This is a genomic window from Dokdonia sp. R78006 (genome assembly GCF_042466145.1).
Lineage (GTDB): Bacteria > Bacteroidota > Bacteroidia > Flavobacteriales > Flavobacteriaceae > Dokdonia.
In genome coordinates, this window is sequence record NZ_JAXHBU010000001.1 from 1,239,303 (window position 1) to 1,256,837 (window position 17,535).

A 17,535-nucleotide genomic window follows, 5' to 3' on the forward strand; every position below is an offset into this window, starting at 1 on the left:
TTATAAAATGAATTGGATTTTCTAATTTTTTTCAAAGTTTGCAACTAAGTCGAGTGTTTCCTCACTTTCTTTGAGTTTTACATCATAAGCCTTATAGATAGCTTTGCTAGTAAATATCAAAACTAAAATCATTACCGCTATCGCAACACCGGTAGTTCCAAATTGCTCAGGATTATTGAAAATGTCAAGCCCTTTAGCCCATTTCATATAAGCAAGGCTAGCAGTAACAAGCCATATTGCAACAATAATCATATCATATATTGCAGTCTGTGCTGTATGTTTCCTGAAATTATAAATTTCCTTTTGTAACGCTACTATGCTAAGACTTGCATAATCTAATTTTTTAAGCACACTGTGTTGAAAATAAGAAAAAACCATAAGTCCAGCACCAGCACCTAACATCGCCATATACAATACTGAATCTCTTACTAAATACATCAACACCAAAGATGCTAAAGCGTATATAAGTGCCATATTTTTACCAGCAAGTGAGATTTTAAAGAGCTTATCAAAGCTACTTTGAGCTTTATCAAATTTGAGCTGATTTATTTTTTCTTCATTAATCATCACACGAGCTTCTAACTGACTCATATCATTTTTCCAAATATCTTTTATATCATCTACATTCATAATTTCTATTTTTTAGAGGATGAAAGCTCCTGCTTCCATCGGTTTTTAATACGACTTATTTTAGTCGCCACGTTTGTTTTTGTAATTCCTAAGACAGCTGCAATCACTTCATAGTCCTTATCCTCGAGGTATAAGAATATTAATGCTTTGTCAAACTCGTTGAGACCATTTAACAGCTGTCGCAATTGTTCCTGCTCATAACTGTCCTCACTAGCTTGGGGAGCGGCCATATATTCTATTAGTCCCGTGTCTAGACGTACAGTCTTTCTTTTTGCTTTAAACGTTTTACGATAGTGCGAAATCGCCACATTCATGGAGATACGATACAGCCAAGTAGTAATCGCATAATCATTATTGTAAGTTTTTAGAGATTTCCAGATCTGGATTAAAATTTCTTGCTCTAAATCTTTTTTATCATTATCATCCACACAATACATCTTGATCACTTTATATAAGATGCCCTTGTGTTTTTTAATGATGTCAATAAATGTGTCTTTTTTACTCAACTTTTTCGTTTTTGGTCTACACTCTATTATTCGCAAGAAAATTTAATAAATCACAAATTCAGAAAATTATTTTAATTTTTTTTGGCTTTCGCGAACGCGTAGTCAACCCTATCTTTGTAAAAAATCTAATTACTTGAGTAACATCCAACTCTCGCAACACTTTGCACAGTCTCTGCAACTGCAGAAACTAGGGGAATCTATTGCCTATTCTAAAGAAAATATTGCAAACATACAGGCCAAAGGTCTTGTGGGCTCTGCACTGTCATTTATGATAAGCAGCGCTTTTGAAAAAGCAGAAACGCCTTTTCTCATCATTTTAAATGATAAGGAGGAGGCTGCCTATTTTCTAAATGACTTAGAGCAATTACGTAAAGAAGAAAATGTACTTTTTTATCCAGGAAGCTATAGAAGGCCTTACCAGATAGAAGAAATAGACAACGCAAATATCCTGCTGAGGGCAGAGGTTTTAAACAGAATTAACTCTCGTCGCAAGCCAGCATTGCTAGTTACCTATCCAGATGCGCTTTTTGAAAAAGTAGTTACTCGTAAAGAACTAGATAGACAGACACTCAAAATAGCCGTGAGTGATCAACTGTCGCTGGATTTTGTAAATGAGATGCTGTTTGAATATAAATTTAAACGTGTTGATTTTGTTACAGAGCCTGGAGAATTTTCAGTACGTGGAGGGATTGTAGATGTATTTTCATTTTCTCATGATGAGCCGTATCGTATTGAATTTTTTGGTGATGAGGTAGATAGTATAAGGACGTTTGATGTGGAGAGCCAACTCTCAACTGGGCAGGTAAAAAAGATTTCGGTGATGCCTAATGTGGAGAACAAGGCATTAACAGAAGTACGCCAGAGTTTTCTAGAGTATATCTCGCCTAAAACGGTAGTTTTTATAAAAAATAGATCACTTCTTGTAGATCGTACTGATAAAAATTTCGCGAAAGCGGAAGAAGCATTTTCTAACCTTGACTCAGAGATAAAGCGCAACTCACCAGAGGAGCTTTTTATGCATGGAGCTGCATTACAGCAGCAGTTAGGTCAATTTACTACGGTAGATCTTACCCCAAAAATTGACGGCGCCACAGCAGATACAATAATCACTTTTGAGCAGCAACCACAACCTTCTTTTAATAAGCAGTTTGACTTATTAATTGCAAACTTGAATGAAAATTCGGCAAAGGGATATAAAAACTATATTGCCTGTGTGACGGAGCAAGCGGCAAAGCGTTTTCATGACATTTTTGATGATGCAGAAGCGATTGTAAAGCAATATGAAACAGTGGTACTGTCATTATATCAGGGATTTATAGATGATGAGCAGAAAATAGCGGTCTACACAGATCACCAGATTTTTGAGCGTTATCACAAGTTTAATCTTAAGAATGGGTATGCAAAAAAGCAATCCATTACGCTTAAGGAATTGAGCCATCTCTCAGTAGGTGATTATGTGACGCATATTGATCACGGGATTGGAAAATTTGGTGGATTACAGAAAATTGATGTAGAAGGAAAGCCGCAAGAAGCAATCAAATTGATTTACGGCGAGCGTGATATTTTATACCTAAGCATTCACTCGCTTCATAAAATCACAAAGTATAACGGTAAAGACGGCAAGCCGCCACAAATTTATAAACTAGGAAGCCAGGCTTGGAAAAAGCTTAAGGCAAAAACCAAGTCTAGAGTCAAGCACGTTGCGTTTAACCTCATTAAATTATATGCAAAACGTAGGTTGCAAAAAGGCTATGCCTTTGGGCCAGATACGCACATGCAGCATGAGTTAGAGGCAAGTTTTATCTATGAAGACACACCAGATCAAAGTAGCGCTACCGAAGATGTAAAGCGCGATATGGAAAGTGAGCGACCTATGGATCGCTTGGTGTGTGGTGATGTAGGTTTTGGAAAAACAGAAGTAGCCATTCGCGCCGCATTTAAAGCTGTTGATGGCGGTAAACAAGTCGCGATACTGGTTCCTACAACGATTCTAGCCTATCAGCATGCACGTACATTTAAGGAGCGTCTCAAAGATTTCCCTGTAAAAATTGATTATCTCAACCGTTTTAGAACGGCTAAAGAAAAGCGCGAAGTGCTAGCGGGGATCGAGAGCGGAGCCATCGATATAGTGATAGGCACGCACCAACTTACTAGCAAAAATGTAAACTTCAAAGACTTAGGACTTCTCGTTATAGATGAGGAGCAAAAGTTTGGCGTTGCGGTAAAAGATAAGCTCAAAACTATTTCTGAAACCGTAGATACGCTCACACTTACAGCAACTCCTATCCCGAGAACGTTGCAGTTCTCGCTCATGGCAGCAAGGGATTTAAGTACCATAAATACAGCGCCACCTAATAGATATCCTATAGAAAGTAACGTAGTGCGCTTCTCTGAGGAGGTGATACGAGATGCGGTACAATATGAAATACAACGTGGCGGTCAGGTATTCTTTATCCATAACCGTATTGAAAATATCAAGGAAGTTGCGGGTCTTATTCAGCGCCTTGTGCCAGATGCAAAAGTGGGAGTAGGTCACGGGCAAATGGAAGGAAAAACGTTAGAAACAAAGATGCTATCGTTTATGAATGGCGAGTTTGATGTACTAGTATCTACCACTATTATTGAGAGCGGACTAGATGTGCCTAATGCAAACACGATTTTTATAAATAACGCAAATAACTTCGGACTGTCAGACCTTCACCAGATGCGTGGGCGTGTGGGGCGTAGCAACAAGAAAGCGTTCTGTTACTTCATCACACCGCCATATAGTGCCATGACAGATGATGCTCGTAAGCGCATCCAAGCACTAGAGCAATTTTCTGTACTAGGAAGTGGTTTCAATATCGCGATGAAGGATCTTGAGATACGTGGTGCTGGGGATTTACTAGGAGGAGAACAGAGCGGATTTATCAATGAGATAGGTTTTGATACTTACCAGAAAATCTTAAATGAAGCCATTGAAGAGCTTAAGGAGGATGAATTTTCAGAGTTGTATAATGATGATCCCGCTTTCGCGAAAGCAGAAAAGGATTATGTAAAAGACACTGTGATTGATACTGACTTTAGTCTGCTTTTTCCAGATGACTACGTAAACAATATCACTGAACGCTTGAACTTATACACGCAGCTCAATAATGTAAAAACAGAGGAGCAACTGGATGATTTTGAACGCCAACTCGTAGATCGTTTTGGGCCATTACCAGAAGAAGCCGAAGATTTGCTAGATTCTGTTCGTATCAAGTGGGTAGCGACTAAGATAGGTCTCGAGAAAGTGGTTCTCAAAAATGGAAAACTCACTGGCTTCTTTATTGCAGACCAGCAGAGTGCCTTCTATCAAAGCCCAGCCTTTGGCCGTGTGCTTAAATTTGTACAAGAAAACGCATACCGTATTGGGATAAAAGAGAAAAAACTATCTAAGGGACTGCGATTACTCTTAAAATCTGACGATGCTAAGACGGTAAATGACGTGGTAGCATTGCTACGACCATTAATGCCAGAGAGTACAAAGAAAAAAGCAGCAGAGCTGCCTATGGATGATGGCGAGTAAATCTTGGAAACCAACGCTTGCAGTAATTGCAGCAATTATCACCATTATAGGTTTGGTAACTGGGAAGTTCCTCTTCTTTGTGATATGGCTGCCTTTAGGATGGCTATTTAATTCAAAAAAGGAAGATCGTGTGGACTAGATATTCTTTTTCCTTAATGTGTATTTGTGTCTTGCTACAGACATCAATGAGTCGTGCGCAAGTACAAGATGCTGTAAAAACGGAAAGAGAATACCGAATTAAACCCGAGCTTGTTCCACAAAAAGCAAAAGACTTTATTGCCACCTTCCATATAAATCGTTCTGTAAAGTGGCTACAAGAAGTAGGTGATGATGGCGTTAGTATTGAAGCAAAATTTAAATACAAAGGACAACGTCACAGTGTAGAGTTTACTACAGATGGAGTTCTAGAAGATGTAGAAATAGTTATTGGGTTAGGAGATTTGCCAGAAGAGACAAGACGAGAGATATCAAACTATTTTACGCAAGAATTTGATTACTTTAAGGTAGAGAAAATACAAGCACAGTATAATAACACTGCAAATGAAGTTGTAGATAGGAATGTAGAGATGCTTACGGCATCATCGTTCACGCCGCATTATGAGATAGTCGTAAAAACACGCAATTCTGGTAAAAAATCAAAGCGTTATGAAGTTCTTTTTAATGAGAAAGGAGCCTTCATAAGTAGGTCTCAGGTAAGCATACGACGTGATAATATTCTACGCTTTTGAGTATGTTTAAATTCACATTCTTTATCCTAATGTTTTCTGTAAGTACCTTGCTTTACGGGCAATCGCTGTATGAAGTTGGCATACTTCCAGAAGTAAATATTGGTAAAAAAATCAATGAGCTGTGGAACATTAATGTAGAATTTGCACCTCGTTTTGAACTAAGTGAAGGTGATTTTAAGGGTAATAATGATGCAGATGTATTTTACTCATTATTGGATGTCACCACGGTTGCCACGCGTACTGTAGGAGTAGATGCAAAAGTGGGTGCAGGATATTTAGCTCGTTTCCGCGATAAAAAACTTATACATCGCACAATACAACAGTACTCTTTTACCGTCCCTTATTTTGGTTTTCGCTTGGGACATCGCTTCCGTACAGATCAAACATTTAGTGCTAACCAGAAAGCTGAGTTTCGTGCGCGATACAGACTATCTTCAGATATATCGCTCAATGGTGAATTTATTGACCCACGAGAAGTGTATTTAAAATTAGGAAATGAGTATGTGTATTCTACCCAAGGAGATGCAACAGATCTCGAGGTCAGGATTGTTCCTACTTTAGGCTATTTCGCAAACGATGCAAATAAACTTGAAATTGGTGTGGACTACCGTATGGATTCATTTCTCGATGCTACTGCAAATCATCGATTCTGGATAAATTTGGGATATTACTTGAGTTTGTAGTGTTGCGCTTTCGCGAAAGCGTAAATAGCACAACGCACCATTAAACAACCCTAAAGACTAGCCAGCTTTTTTGAACTTTTAGGATTCAAATATCTTTTCAAAACTCCTCCCTTCACATTATTCACGTCAAACTCTACGATAAAAGCATCGGGATCGCAGGAGTCTATGAGTTTGTGTATTTTGCGCAGGTGTATACGATTTATCACGGTTTGTATCACGCGGCGTTCATTATTATGGCCTGTACTTCCATAACCAGCAGCAGCTTTATAGACGGTGATACCAGTGCCTAGTTCTTTAAGAATCTTTTGTTCTATTTCTTCAGATGACGGTGATATGATAGTAATACCGATAAAATCTTCAAATCCCTCAATAAAAAAATCGATAAACTTTGCTGTCACGATATAGGTAAGTATGGAATACAGAGCGACCTCTACACTAAGTACTAATGCAGTGATAATAAATAGCATAATATTGAAAGCCAAAATGGTCTTACCTATGCTTATTCCAAAAAGATCAAATACATAAATTCCTAGAATTTCAGACCCGTCAAGTACCGCACCGTTGCGTATACTGATGCCAATACCAGCTCCTAAAAACATACCGCCAAAAATTGCAATAAGCAGCTTATCTTCAGTAATTACTGGGAAGGACTCAACCCCGATAAGCACTGCTAGTATTAAGATGGACACCGTGCTTTTTAATAGAATATTTCGCGAAAGCTTATAAAAACCCAACACAAGAAACGGAATACTCACAATAAAGAGCAGTAAGGAGATGTCTAGATCTAACTTTTTACTTAATAAAATCGCGATACCCGTAGCTCCACCATCCAGAAAACCATTAGGCAGTAAAAAGGCTTTGAGCCCTATACTCGCGAGGGCAATACCTATAGCAATTTGTACATACTCAGAAAGTGATTTTAATATAGCAGTCATACCTTGGTGGTTTTGCGTTAAGGTAGCCATTATTTCATTTTTTAAGACTTAAAACGGCATTGAACAATCATTAGGAGCGTTCATTCTCTATGGCTTTGGTTTTAGGTACGCTTTCGCGAAAGCGCAACCTCAAAACATCATTAACTCCAGTTTATAATGCAGAGGTAAAGCGGCATCCCCAGTGTGATGTTAAAGGGAAAGGTAATGGCAAGTGCCATAGGTAAGTATAGACCTTCGTTTGCTTTAGGTGCAGCGAGTTTCATAGCGGCAGGGACTGCAATATAAGAGGCACTTGCTGCAAGTATGGCAAACAACAACCTGTTACCTACAGATTCTGTTATAAAACCACTTAGTAAACTCACGATAATACCATTTACAATAGGGACGGCGATTGCAAATACATAAGGAAAAGCGCCATACTCTTTGAGGCTTCCTATTTTTTTACCACTTGAGATTCCCATATCTAGTAAAAAGACAGCTAGAAATCCCTTAAAAATATCTGTGGTAAAAGGTGCAATGCCTTGTGCTTGTGCATCGCTTGCCATAAAACCTATGACGAGACTTCCTATAATTAATAGTACACTCCCATTAGTCACGGAGTGCTTAATAATACTACCCATAGACACTGTCTTGTCACGGTTTGCGGTAAAGACCATCATTAATAATACACCTATAATAATGGATGGTGCCTCCATGATTGCCATAACTGCGACCATATAACCACTGTAGGATATCTGCTCCATATCGAGATATGCTACAGTAGTTACAAATGTCACTGCGCTAACGGAACCGTAAGCCGCAGCGATTGCTGCGGCATTTTGAACTCCGACGCGCTTTTTGAGCGTAAAAAACGCATAGAGGGGAACTGAAAGAGCAAGGACTACTCCAAAAATTAAGGACCAGACAATCTCCATATTAAACGCTGAGTGGGCGAGCTCTTGCCCTCCTTTAAATCCAATAGAAAGTAGAAGGTATAGCGATATGAATTTTGAAGAACTAGGCGGTATGGCTAAGTCACTTTTGAGTTGTACCGCTAGTAATCCTAAAAAGAAAAACAAGAGAGCAGGATTAGTCAAGTTATCAACCAGTAGATGTAAGTCCATATATATGGGTTAGATGTTGTTTGTGGAGAGGCAATTATTTTTTTAGACTTATTTGTACGGTACTTTTTATTTCCAGTTTGCTACCATCTGCGCGCACTGAATTTAAAAAGTCTTTTAATTTTCCTTTCTCATCTATAAGTTCGATGATGCGGCCGCTATCATACTCACATGCATCGCCTATGTTGCCTTCTGTGCGGCTTAAGCGTTGTAATTTGTGAAAGTTTATTTTCTTGTCAAGCATTGCGTGTAAGATATCTCCAGCTTCGGTTGCTGTAAATACTCCATCTATAAGGTTGATTTTTTGATCTGTCATTGTGAGTAAGTCTGTTGTTTGTGTGTTCATGATAGTATGTATTTAAAATGTGAATGAATTATGACTTTCCGCCAGCAATTTTGATAAACGAGATGAGTAAGATTAAAAACGAAGCAGATGCTATTTCCTTAAAAAAGAGAAAATCACTAAGGACAGATAGCGCTACGGCCACGATGGGAATCGCTATAAGCACTACCTTTTGAATAGTTTTAAAAAGGGAAGCCCATTGTATTTCAGGTTGTGAAGTGCCTTCTTTCTGGGAGTACTCACGAGCGTTAAATGTGGTCATTTTAAGTTTGTGTAACATATCTCTGTGTTTTTGATGGTGCAAAGATGTGGGCTAGAGTTCATATATTTTTATTTATATTTATAATGAATTACATAAATAATTTTAATGCATTATACATTGCACCAGCTTCAAGTCTTCTTGAAGGTCACAGAATTTAGGAGCATCACAAAAGCTGCAGAGGAGCTACATCTCACGCAGCCAGCGGTCTCGATACAGATTAAAAACTTTCAAAATCAGTTTCCTATTCCGCTTACGGAGGTTGTGGGGAGGCAATTATTTGTAACAGATTTTGGTGAAGAAATTGCAGCTGCAGCACGTAAAATAATTGCCGAAGTAGATGCAATTAATTACAAAACGATGGCTTATCAAGGTCAGCTGTCGGGTAAATTAAAGATATCCATCGTCTCCACAGGTAAATATTTGATGCCTTATTATATCGCAGATTTTATGAATATGCATCCTGGTGTAGATCTAGAAATGGATGTGACAAACAAGACCAGAGTGGTGCGTCATCTTGAAAAAAACGAAACAGATTTTGCACTGGTATCTGTAGTTCCAGATCATATCGCGATAGATAAAGTGAGACTCATCCCTAACAAACTATTTTTAGTAGGAGGTAGGCAGCACACGTACTCAGGTAAAACCATATCAAAAAAGGATTTTGATAAACTACCTGTGGTGTATAGAGAAAAAGGATCTGCAACACGGGCAGCTATGGAAAATTATATTGCAGACAGACAACTTCCTACTCGTAAAAAAATAGAGCTTACCTCAAACGAGGCGGTAAAGCAAGCAGTGATTTCTGGAATAGGAATTTCTATACTCCCGCTAGTGGGGCTTAAAAATGCACTTACGAGCGGTGATGCTCAAATCATCCCCAGCAAAGGATTGCCTATCACCACACACTGGAATCTCATCTGGCAAAAAAGCAAGCAGCTTTCTCCCACCGCACAAGCCTTTGTGAGTTACCTCGAGGAGCATAAAACAGCGCTTAATGAGAAGCATTTTGGGTGGTTAGATACATATTAAAAGGTACGCTTTCGCGAAAGCGTAAAACGTGCAAAACGTTGTGTTTACTGAAGTGACGTGCAAATGTCGGGTTAAATACTGCTCAAAAAATGAAACAAATCATAAATGAGCCATACTATTGCAGTGTAGAACTTCTTGTACATTTGATGCGCATCATTACAAGGCAAAACATTTATGATGAAACAACCAGAATTAGGACAAAAGATTTTAGAACTGCGCCAGCAAAAGGGGTTAACGCAGGAAGAACTTGTAGCGCAATGTAATATCTCTGTGCGCACTATACAGCGCATAGAAGCTGGAGAAACAATGCCACGTGTTTATACGATTAAAACCATTCTCTCTGCGCTAGATAGAGATCTAGATGACCTGCAAGAAGACACCATTTTTGAAACCAAAGTAAAAAAGGCAATGCTTTTTGAAATAGATGAAAGTAGGGATGTGTCGTATCTCTTTACACAACTTCACGTAGGCTGGATTGCTGGAATATTAAGTATGATCGCATTTGTATTTGAACTTGTAGATGATTTTTACTTTGTAGCGGAGGGTACCTATTACTTTGGAAGAGTTTTTACCATTATACTTGGGATACTTTCTATTATTTTCTTTTCAGTATTTATGCGCACTTTCATACTTATTGGAAGTTTATTTAAGAACGCTTTTTTGAAAATAATTGCTACGCTATTTATTATCATTAATGCTATTCTTGCAGGATATGCCCTTATTGATATGAACTATGTTGTAATGCCTATGGAGGCTTATGGTGTTATGTACGTAGTGTTTTTTGGTGTAATGTCTATGTTTTTTGGGTATAGTTTATTTAAGCTTAAAGGCTTAGGGCAGTTGCCACAAGCATCCGGTATTTTACAAATGGTATTGGGTTTTATGATGCTAACTATATTTTTAGCTATTGTAGCAGGACCAGCAAGTATACTGGCACAAGCTGTAAATGTCGCACTTATTCTCAGAGTGTATGAGACAATAAAAAAGCAAGTAGGTTAATAAGAACTATCATTTTAAAAAAAGTAAAACGCATCCTCAAAATGCTCAAGGCGTTCTTGCTTTGAGTTTTTGAGTACTGCGATAATATCAAAACGTACTTCGACATCTAAGTCATTTTCTAGTACATACTCGTTTGCTACTTTGACAATTGTTTTCTGCTTTCCAGGACTTACAAAACTCTGCGGATCGCCAAAGAAATCTGAATTACGTGCTTTTACTTCTACCACAACGAGGATGCCTTCTTCTTTCTGGCAGATAATGTCGACTTCATTTTTTCCAAAAAACCAATTACGTTCAAGAATCGTGTAACCCTGCTTTATTAAATGCAGGGTTGCTAGTTCTTCACCATATTCGCCTAGTTCTTTTGGGGTCATAATTTAGTTGTATGATTAGTATCCATAATAAGCTCGTCTTAGCGCATCAACTCGTTTTTTTAACTTCCAAGGAGCAAGACCTACAGCAACACGTCTTTTGTCAATATTTTTAAAATCAAGAATGTTGGTGCTATCGACATTATCATAAATTCCATAATCAAAGGAACCACGCGAGCGCTGTCGACTGTCAATCATTTTACCTAATATGTCTGCTGGAGCTTCGCCATCTTCAATCATTTTTAGAAGTACTGGTTTAAAGTATATGGTATCGTCAAAATGAAAAAATAGTGTTTTTACGCCCACACGCTCACCTTGATCAAAATTATCTTTGCCTACAAGTTGAGCTGAAGGATAGCCATATCGATTAAAAATCTCTTTTATTCTTTTTTGGTGAATGCTATCTACACGCTCCATCTCTATAAAATCTATAGGAGGTTGTCTCACTTCTTGATCAAGACGGTTCATTGCAATTATCTCTGCTCTTAAATCTTGGTCAATATTTGCGTTAAACTCATCTTCATAGGAAGCTGCGTTACGCGCTAGATAATCCCACTCTTCATATTCCTTGAGAATATTATATATTTCATTGTTTTTAAAAGTATCAAAGCTCATTCCTTCTTTAAGCATACGCTCCATATATGGAAATGCTTTTTGCGGTTCGCCCACTTTGATTGAGAGTTTTGCCATCATTTCTGGCTCTCGTATGAGCGTTTGGTTTAATAGACCACAACGCGCCTCTACCCCTTTAAAAAGATCATGTGCTTTCTGATAGTCTTCTTCATAAAATGCCAGCTCTGCTTGATAAACATCTTGATAGTAGGAGTTTATAAAATTGCAAGAAGGTTTATCCACACAAGAAAACAAAAACATCATTATAAGTATAGAGAGAATTCTATTCATACCGTATACTTGCTTTATTTGCCGTTACTTCAAGGGTAATCTCACTCCCCAACTTCAATGCGTTATTATTATCTACGTGTCCCGCAGGGAAGTCGAAAGCTACTGGGAAGTCACATTCCTTTATAGCATCTAGCACAATCTCTTGTGCCGTTTTACCGAAAGGGATTCTGTTATCGTGCATCTTAGTCATGCCGCCCACCACCATACCTACACAGTGATCTAGCATTCCGTTGCGTTTTAGGTTGACAATCATTCTATCTATATGATAGAGGTACTCATCCAGGTCTTCTATAAATAATATTTTATCAGTCGTATCAAGATCAGAGCTGCTTCCGCAAAGGCTGTAAAGTATAGACAGGTTTCCGCCTACGAGCGTCCCTTTTGCAGTGCCTAGTCTGTTAAGCTTATTTGTGGTGTTGTAATCGAAGTTAGGTTGCTCGCCAAAAAGAGATTGTTTTAATGACGCTTTCGCGAAAGCGGTATTGTCATCAAGAGATACAGGCATGGTGGCATGTATCGTTTTAAACCCTATTTTGTGAATGTGACTATGTAAAACTGTCACATCAGAGTAGCCCACAATCCACTTGGGATACTTGACAAACTTGTAAAAATCTAGATCATCTACTATGCGCACCGTCCCGTAGCCACCACGAGCACACCAGATAGCTTTAATCTCCGTATTATCCAGCATTTGCTGAAAGTCTTGTGCTCTCTGAAAATCTGTGCCAGCATACTGATTGTCTTCTAGCCCAATGGTGCTGCCCAATACGGGAACTAAGCCCCAGCTTTTAAGCAAAGCAATGCCTTCTTCTAGCTCTCTTTTAGAAATTTTACGTGCCGTAGCAACGATTGCGACTTTGTCGCCTTGTACAAGATAAGGAGGTGTAATCATTAGTGTATTTTTCACACCTCAATATACTAACTTAACGGCAGTTTGGATTTTAAACTATCTGGTAATTTGATGAAAAGGTTAATTACTTATTATCTTAAAACAAGGTGATTTGAGAGGTGCTTATAACTCCTAAACCATGCTCCATAGCCCCGATAGCAATGAAAATCCCGCAACCTAGCGCTAGCGTGGTGAGGAATTGTAATGAATAGCGGGAAGAGGCAGCTGCTTATTACAACTACTGCAGCGCTCCTAGCATAACAATACCGAGTTAAAGCTAGAATACTTTATAGATACTCCTTGCTTGTTTTTCTTTATTTTTGTCGCTTCTTAAAGAACACAATATGTCTCAGAATCCACAACGATATACAATTACAGCGGCATTGCCGTATACTAACGGACCTATACACATAGGCCACCTTGCAGGAGTGTATGTTCCGGCAGATATTTATGCGCGTTACCAGCGTATGCAGGGAGCAGATGTTGCTTTTATATGTGGAAGTGATGAGCATGGAGTGCCTATTACAATAAAAGCAAAAAAGGAAGGGGTAACCCCGCAAGATATTGTAGATAAGTACAATGCAATTATCAAAAAATCTTTTGAAGATTTTGGGATCACTTTTGACAACTACTCGCGTACCTCTGCAAAAATTCATCACGATACGGCGTCTGAGTTTTTTAAGAACATGTACGATCAAGGAAAGTTTATAGAAGAAACAAACGAGCAGTTGTATGATGCAGAGGCAAACCAGTTTCTTGCAGACCGTTTTGTGACGGGAACTTGCCCTAAGTGTGGTTTTGAAGAGGCTTACGGAGATCAGTGTGAGAGTTGTGGTACGTCGCACAACGCAACAGATTTAATTAATCCTAAGAGTGCGATTACGGGAGCTGTACCTACACTTAAGGAAACAAAACACTGGTTTTTACCACTAGATCAATACAATGACTTCTTTAAGGAGTGGATCATAAAAGGACATAAAAAAGACTGGAAAACTAACGTATACGGACAGTGTAAATCATGGATAGATGATGGACTACGTCCTCGTGCCGTAACTCGCGATCTAGACTGGGGAATCCCTGTGCCAGTAGAAGGAGCAGAGGGCAAGGTATTGTACGTTTGGTTTGATGCGCCTATTGGCTATATCTCTTCTACAAAGGAGTGGGCAGCACGTGAGGGTAAAGATTGGGAGCCGTACTGGAAGGATGAAAACACAAAATTACTTCACTTCATTGGGAAGGATAATATCGTTTTTCACTGTTTGATTTTCCCTGCCATGCTCAAAGGTCACGGTGAGTATATTTTACCAGATAACGTACCTGCAAATGAGTTTTTAAACCTAGAAGGTCGCAAGCTTTCTACGTCAAAAAATTGGGCAGTATGGCTACATGAATATTTGGAAGAATTTCCAGATCAACAGGATGTGTTGCGTTATGTACTTACCGCAAATGCCCCAGAATCTAAGGATAATGACTTTACTTGGAAAGATTTCCAAACTAGAAATAATAGCGAACTCGTAGCGATTTTTGGTAATTTAATTAATCGCGTGACGGTGCTTACACATAAGTATTATGGAGGTGTTGTGCCTGCGCCTGAAGCTTTTAATGAGCTAGATAAAGAAGTGCTAGATGCCATAAAAGCATATCCAGCAGTGATAGGTAGCAGTATAGAAAAATACCGCTTTCGCGAAAGCCAAACAGAATTCATGAATCTCGCTCGCCTAGGAAATAAATACCTAGCAGACGAAGAGCCGTGGAAGACTATCAAAACTGACGAGGAGCGTACTAAAACAGTAATGTATGTGGCTTTACAAATTGCTACAGCACTTGCTATATTAAGTGAGCCGTTATTACCACATACAAGTGTAACGCTTAAAAATATTCTTGACCTTCCTGCTAGTGATGTTGAGAATGCATTACAGTGGAGTGACATCACTTCAAAAGAAGTGTTATTACCAGCTGGACACACAATCAATGAATCTCAATTGCTCTTCTCAAAAATAGAAGACAGTCAAATCCAGATTCAACTAGATAAACTAGAAGCAAGTAAAGCTGCAAATGAAGCAGAAGCTGCTGCCGAAAATGCGGTAGTAGAGCCACAAAAAGAGCTTATTAACTTTGACGATTTTACAAAACTCGATATGCGAGTAGGTACCATCATCGAAGCAGAAAAGATGAAGAAAACGAAGAAACTCCTCATCTTAAAAGTAGATACAGGTATAGATGTGCGTACCATCGTTTCTGGTATCGCAGAGAGCTTTACTCCAGAAGAAGTAATTGGGAAGCAAGTAACCGTACTTGTAAACCTGGCTCCTAGAGCACTACGCGGTGTAGAAAGTGAAGGAATGATTTTAATGACCGAGGATGCTAGTGGGAAATTGGTTTTTGTAAACCCTGATACGGATGGGGTGAGTAATGGGAATATTATAAGTTAAGCGTGTGGAGGTTTTACAATACGTAATCAAAAGCTCAGGCTTATCAGAAAAAGCTGTAAAGGCAACCCTAAAACTCCTATCAGAAGACTGCACACTTCCATTTATTGCTCGCTACCGAAAGGAAGCGACGGGTGGGCTAGATGAGGTGGAGATTGGAAAGATTATCGAACTCAAAGAGCAGTTTGAGACTTTAGAAAAACGTAAAAAATCAATTCTTAAATCACTAGAAGAGCAAGACGTTCTTACTAGCGAACTCAAAAATAAGATTGAAAAAACGCAAGATCTTACTACCCTAGAAGACTTGTATCTACCGTACAAGAAAAAGCATAAAACGAAGGCAGAGACAGCACGTGTAAACGGACTAGAACCACTTGCCAAAATCATTATGTCTCAAAATGCGCAAGACCCAGAAGGACTAGCGCATCGATATACTAATAAGGAGGTTCCAGATGCACAAAGTGCGCTAGAAGGAGCACGTCACATTATAGCCGAGTGGATTAATGAGCGTGCAGATATACGTAATAATATACGCGAGCAGTTAAAATGTTTTGCCACGATAGAGACCAAAGTGGTTAAGAAAATGGCAAACGATGAGAAAGCTCAGAAATTCCGTGATTATTTTGACTGGTCAGAGTCACTAAGCCGCTGTCCTTCGCATAGGCTCCTCGCTATTTTAAGAGCCGAAAATGAAGGTTACATTCGTGTGAAAGTTGTCATTGATGATGAGCGAGCGCTTGATAAAATAGAACGCAAACTCATACGCTCTCGTGGAGATAGCGCTACACAGATTGAGATAGCCCTAAAAGACGCCTACAAGCGACTATTATTTCCTGCATTGAGCAATCAGAGTCTCTCAGAAGCAAAGAAAACAGCAGATGAAACTGCTATTCAAGTTTTTGCAAAAAATTTAAAACAATTACTCCTTGGTTCGCCGCTAGGTGAGAAGCGTATTCTTGCACTAGACCCAGGTTTTAGAACAGGTTGTAAACTGGTGTGCCTTGATGCACAGGGACAGTTGTTACATAATGAAACCATCTACCCACACGCACCAAAAAATGATGATACAGGTGCTATAAAGAAAATCTCTAGTCTTACAGATGCTTATAAAATTGAAGCAATCGCCATCGGTAACGGTACGGCTTCCCGCGAGACAGAGAGGCTTGTAAAACGCATTCACTTTAAGAATGCGATGGAGGTTTTTGTAGTGAGTGAGGCAGGGGCTTCTATTTACAGTGCAAGTAAGATTGCCCGCGATGAGTTTCCTAATTATGATGTGACAGTTCGCGGCGCAGTTTCTATAGGTCGTAGGTTGCAAGACCCACTGGCAGAGCTGGTGAAGATAGATGCAAAGTCAATTGGCGTCGGGCAATATCAGCACGATGTAGATCAGACCGCACTTCAAAAATCACTAGATCAAACGGTAGAAAACTGTGTAAATGCCGTGGGTGTCAATATAAATACTGCTAGTGCACCGCTATTGAGTTATGTGTCAGGTATTGGACCAAAACTTGCTGAAGGCGTAGTACGCTTTCGCGAAAGCGAAGGACCCTTTAAAACACGTCAAGAGATAAAAAAGGTACCACGTCTGGGAGGTAAAGCATTTGTACAAGCCGCAGGTTTCTTAAGAATCACTGGCGCCGAAAATCCGCTGGATAACTCGTCTGTACATCCGGAGAGATACAAGTTGGTTGCGAGCATCGCCAAAGATCAAAAAGTCTCTGTCGCCGAAATGATAGGAAATACAAGCCTTCTTAAATCGATAGATCTTCAAAAATATGTAACCGATGAGGTAGGACTTCCTACACTCACTGATATTATAAGCGAACTAGAAAAGCCTGGCCTTGACATTAGAGAAAAGGCGAAGGTGTTTACTTTTAATCAAAATATACGCACCATAGAAGATGTACAGCCAGGTCAATTGCTACCAGGGATTGTAAATAATGTAACCGCTTTTGGAGCCTTTGTAGACATTGGCATTAAGGAAAGTGGACTCATACACATCTCAAACTTGGCAGATGGTTTTGTGAGTGATGTAAGTGCACACGTAAGTTTACAACAGCAGGTGATTGTAAAAGTACTGGAAGTAGATATTGCAAGAAAGAGGATACAATTGAAGTTGGAGAAGTAAGGGTGTTATCATCTCGAGCGTGTCGAGAGGTCACACAAGTAGCTTTTTTT

The 17,535-nt window shown here is 39.1% G+C and carries 17 protein-coding genes; 8 read left to right on the forward strand and 9 right to left on the reverse strand.

Annotated features, from left to right (window positions below; genetic code table 11):
• Positions 1 to 21: 21 nt before the first annotated feature.
• Together SJY37_RS05625 and SJY37_RS05630 are read right to left on the reverse strand one after the other, a co-directional pair.
• A complete protein-coding gene (locus SJY37_RS05625; protein ID WP_298323064.1) occupies positions 22 to 630 on the reverse strand; it encodes a hypothetical protein in 609 nt (202 codons plus the stop codon).
• A gap of 5 nt (positions 631 to 635) precedes the next feature.
• A complete protein-coding gene (locus SJY37_RS05630) occupies positions 636 to 1,136 on the reverse strand; it encodes an RNA polymerase sigma factor (RefSeq protein WP_298323061.1) in 501 nt (166 codons plus the stop codon).
• A 133-nt stretch (positions 1,137 to 1,269) separates the two neighbouring features.
• Between SJY37_RS05630 and mfd the strand changes: the two genes are divergently transcribed.
• From mfd to SJY37_RS05650, 4 genes are read left to right on the forward strand one after another with little or no spacing between them, the layout of a single operon-like run.
• On the forward strand, positions 1,270 to 4,683 hold the full coding sequence (gene mfd / locus SJY37_RS05635) for a transcription-repair coupling factor (RefSeq protein WP_298323058.1): 3,414 nt from the start codon (positions 1,270 to 1,272) through the stop codon (positions 4,681 to 4,683).
• Positions 4,670 to 4,822, forward strand: a complete 153-nt coding sequence (locus tag SJY37_RS05640; protein WP_298323055.1) for a hypothetical protein — start codon at positions 4,670 to 4,672, stop codon at positions 4,820 to 4,822. Before mfd ends, SJY37_RS05640 begins: the two co-directional genes overlap by 14 nt.
• A gap of 46 nt (positions 4,823 to 4,868) precedes the next feature.
• Complete coding sequence (locus SJY37_RS05645; RefSeq protein ID WP_298323052.1) at positions 4,869 to 5,411, forward strand: hypothetical protein; 543 nt, start codon at positions 4,869 to 4,871, stop codon at positions 5,409 to 5,411.
• A gap of 2 nt (positions 5,412 to 5,413) precedes the next feature.
• The gene (locus SJY37_RS05650; RefSeq protein ID WP_298323048.1) at positions 5,414 to 6,094 is read left to right on the forward strand and encodes a DUF2490 domain-containing protein; all 681 of its coding nucleotides are present in this window, start codon (positions 5,414 to 5,416) and stop codon (positions 6,092 to 6,094) included.
• A 50-nt stretch (positions 6,095 to 6,144) separates the two neighbouring features.
• On the opposite strand, the gene SJY37_RS05655 is transcribed toward SJY37_RS05650, so the two are convergent.
• From SJY37_RS05655 to SJY37_RS05670, 4 genes are all read right to left on the reverse strand, one after another.
• On the reverse strand, positions 6,145 to 7,029 hold the full coding sequence (locus SJY37_RS05655; RefSeq protein ID WP_298323046.1) for a YitT family protein: 885 nt from the start codon (positions 7,027 to 7,029) through the stop codon (positions 6,145 to 6,147).
• A 140-nt stretch (positions 7,030 to 7,169) separates the two neighbouring features.
• A complete protein-coding gene (locus SJY37_RS05660) occupies positions 7,170 to 8,132 on the reverse strand; it encodes a sodium-dependent bicarbonate transport family permease (protein WP_298323044.1) in 963 nt (320 codons plus the stop codon).
• Between the two features lie 34 nt (positions 8,133 to 8,166).
• Positions 8,167 to 8,475, reverse strand: coding sequence for a hypothetical protein (locus tag SJY37_RS05665; RefSeq protein ID WP_298323041.1), 309 nt, complete (start codon positions 8,473 to 8,475; stop codon positions 8,167 to 8,169).
• Between the two features lie 28 nt (positions 8,476 to 8,503).
• The gene (locus SJY37_RS05670; protein ID WP_298323038.1) at positions 8,504 to 8,752 is read right to left on the reverse strand and encodes a hypothetical protein; all 249 of its coding nucleotides are present in this window, start codon (positions 8,750 to 8,752) and stop codon (positions 8,504 to 8,506) included.
• A gap of 87 nt (positions 8,753 to 8,839) precedes the next feature.
• Here SJY37_RS05670 and SJY37_RS05675 point away from each other — a divergent pair, with 87 nt between their 5' ends.
• The gene (locus SJY37_RS05675; protein WP_298323035.1) at positions 8,840 to 9,763 is read left to right on the forward strand and encodes a LysR family transcriptional regulator; all 924 of its coding nucleotides are present in this window, start codon (positions 8,840 to 8,842) and stop codon (positions 9,761 to 9,763) included.
• Positions 9,764 to 9,937: 174 nt separating this feature from the next.
• A complete protein-coding gene (locus SJY37_RS05680; RefSeq protein ID WP_298323032.1) occupies positions 9,938 to 10,762 on the forward strand; it encodes a helix-turn-helix domain-containing protein in 825 nt (274 codons plus the stop codon).
• 14 nt (positions 10,763 to 10,776) lie between these two features.
• Here the strand turns inward: SJY37_RS05680 and SJY37_RS05685 are convergent, their stop codons facing one another.
• Genes SJY37_RS05685 through SJY37_RS05695 form a run of 3 tightly spaced genes read right to left on the reverse strand, consistent with a single transcriptional unit; the run spans position 10,777 to position 12,928 of the window.
• Complete coding sequence (locus SJY37_RS05685) at positions 10,777 to 11,136, reverse strand: YraN family protein (RefSeq protein WP_298323030.1); 360 nt, start codon at positions 11,134 to 11,136, stop codon at positions 10,777 to 10,779.
• A gap of 15 nt (positions 11,137 to 11,151) precedes the next feature.
• Positions 11,152 to 12,036: a hypothetical protein gene (locus tag SJY37_RS05690; RefSeq protein WP_298323026.1), complete on the reverse strand. Its 885-nt coding sequence runs from the start codon at positions 12,034 to 12,036 to the stop codon at positions 11,152 to 11,154.
• On the reverse strand, positions 12,029 to 12,928 hold the full coding sequence (locus SJY37_RS05695) for an LD-carboxypeptidase (protein WP_298323023.1): 900 nt from the start codon (positions 12,926 to 12,928) through the stop codon (positions 12,029 to 12,031). Before SJY37_RS05695 ends, SJY37_RS05690 begins: the two co-directional genes overlap by 8 nt.
• 341 nt (positions 12,929 to 13,269) lie before the next feature.
• Here SJY37_RS05695 and metG point away from each other — a divergent pair, with 341 nt between their 5' ends.
• A complete protein-coding gene (metG, locus tag SJY37_RS05700; RefSeq protein WP_298323020.1) occupies positions 13,270 to 15,357 on the forward strand; it encodes a methionine--tRNA ligase in 2,088 nt (695 codons plus the stop codon).
• Positions 15,358 to 15,361: 4 nt separating this feature from the next.
• Entirely contained in the window at positions 15,362 to 17,485 is a 2,124-nt protein-coding gene (locus tag SJY37_RS05705; RefSeq protein ID WP_298323017.1) for a Tex family protein, read from the forward strand.
• Positions 17,486 to 17,535 lie beyond the last annotated feature (50 nt).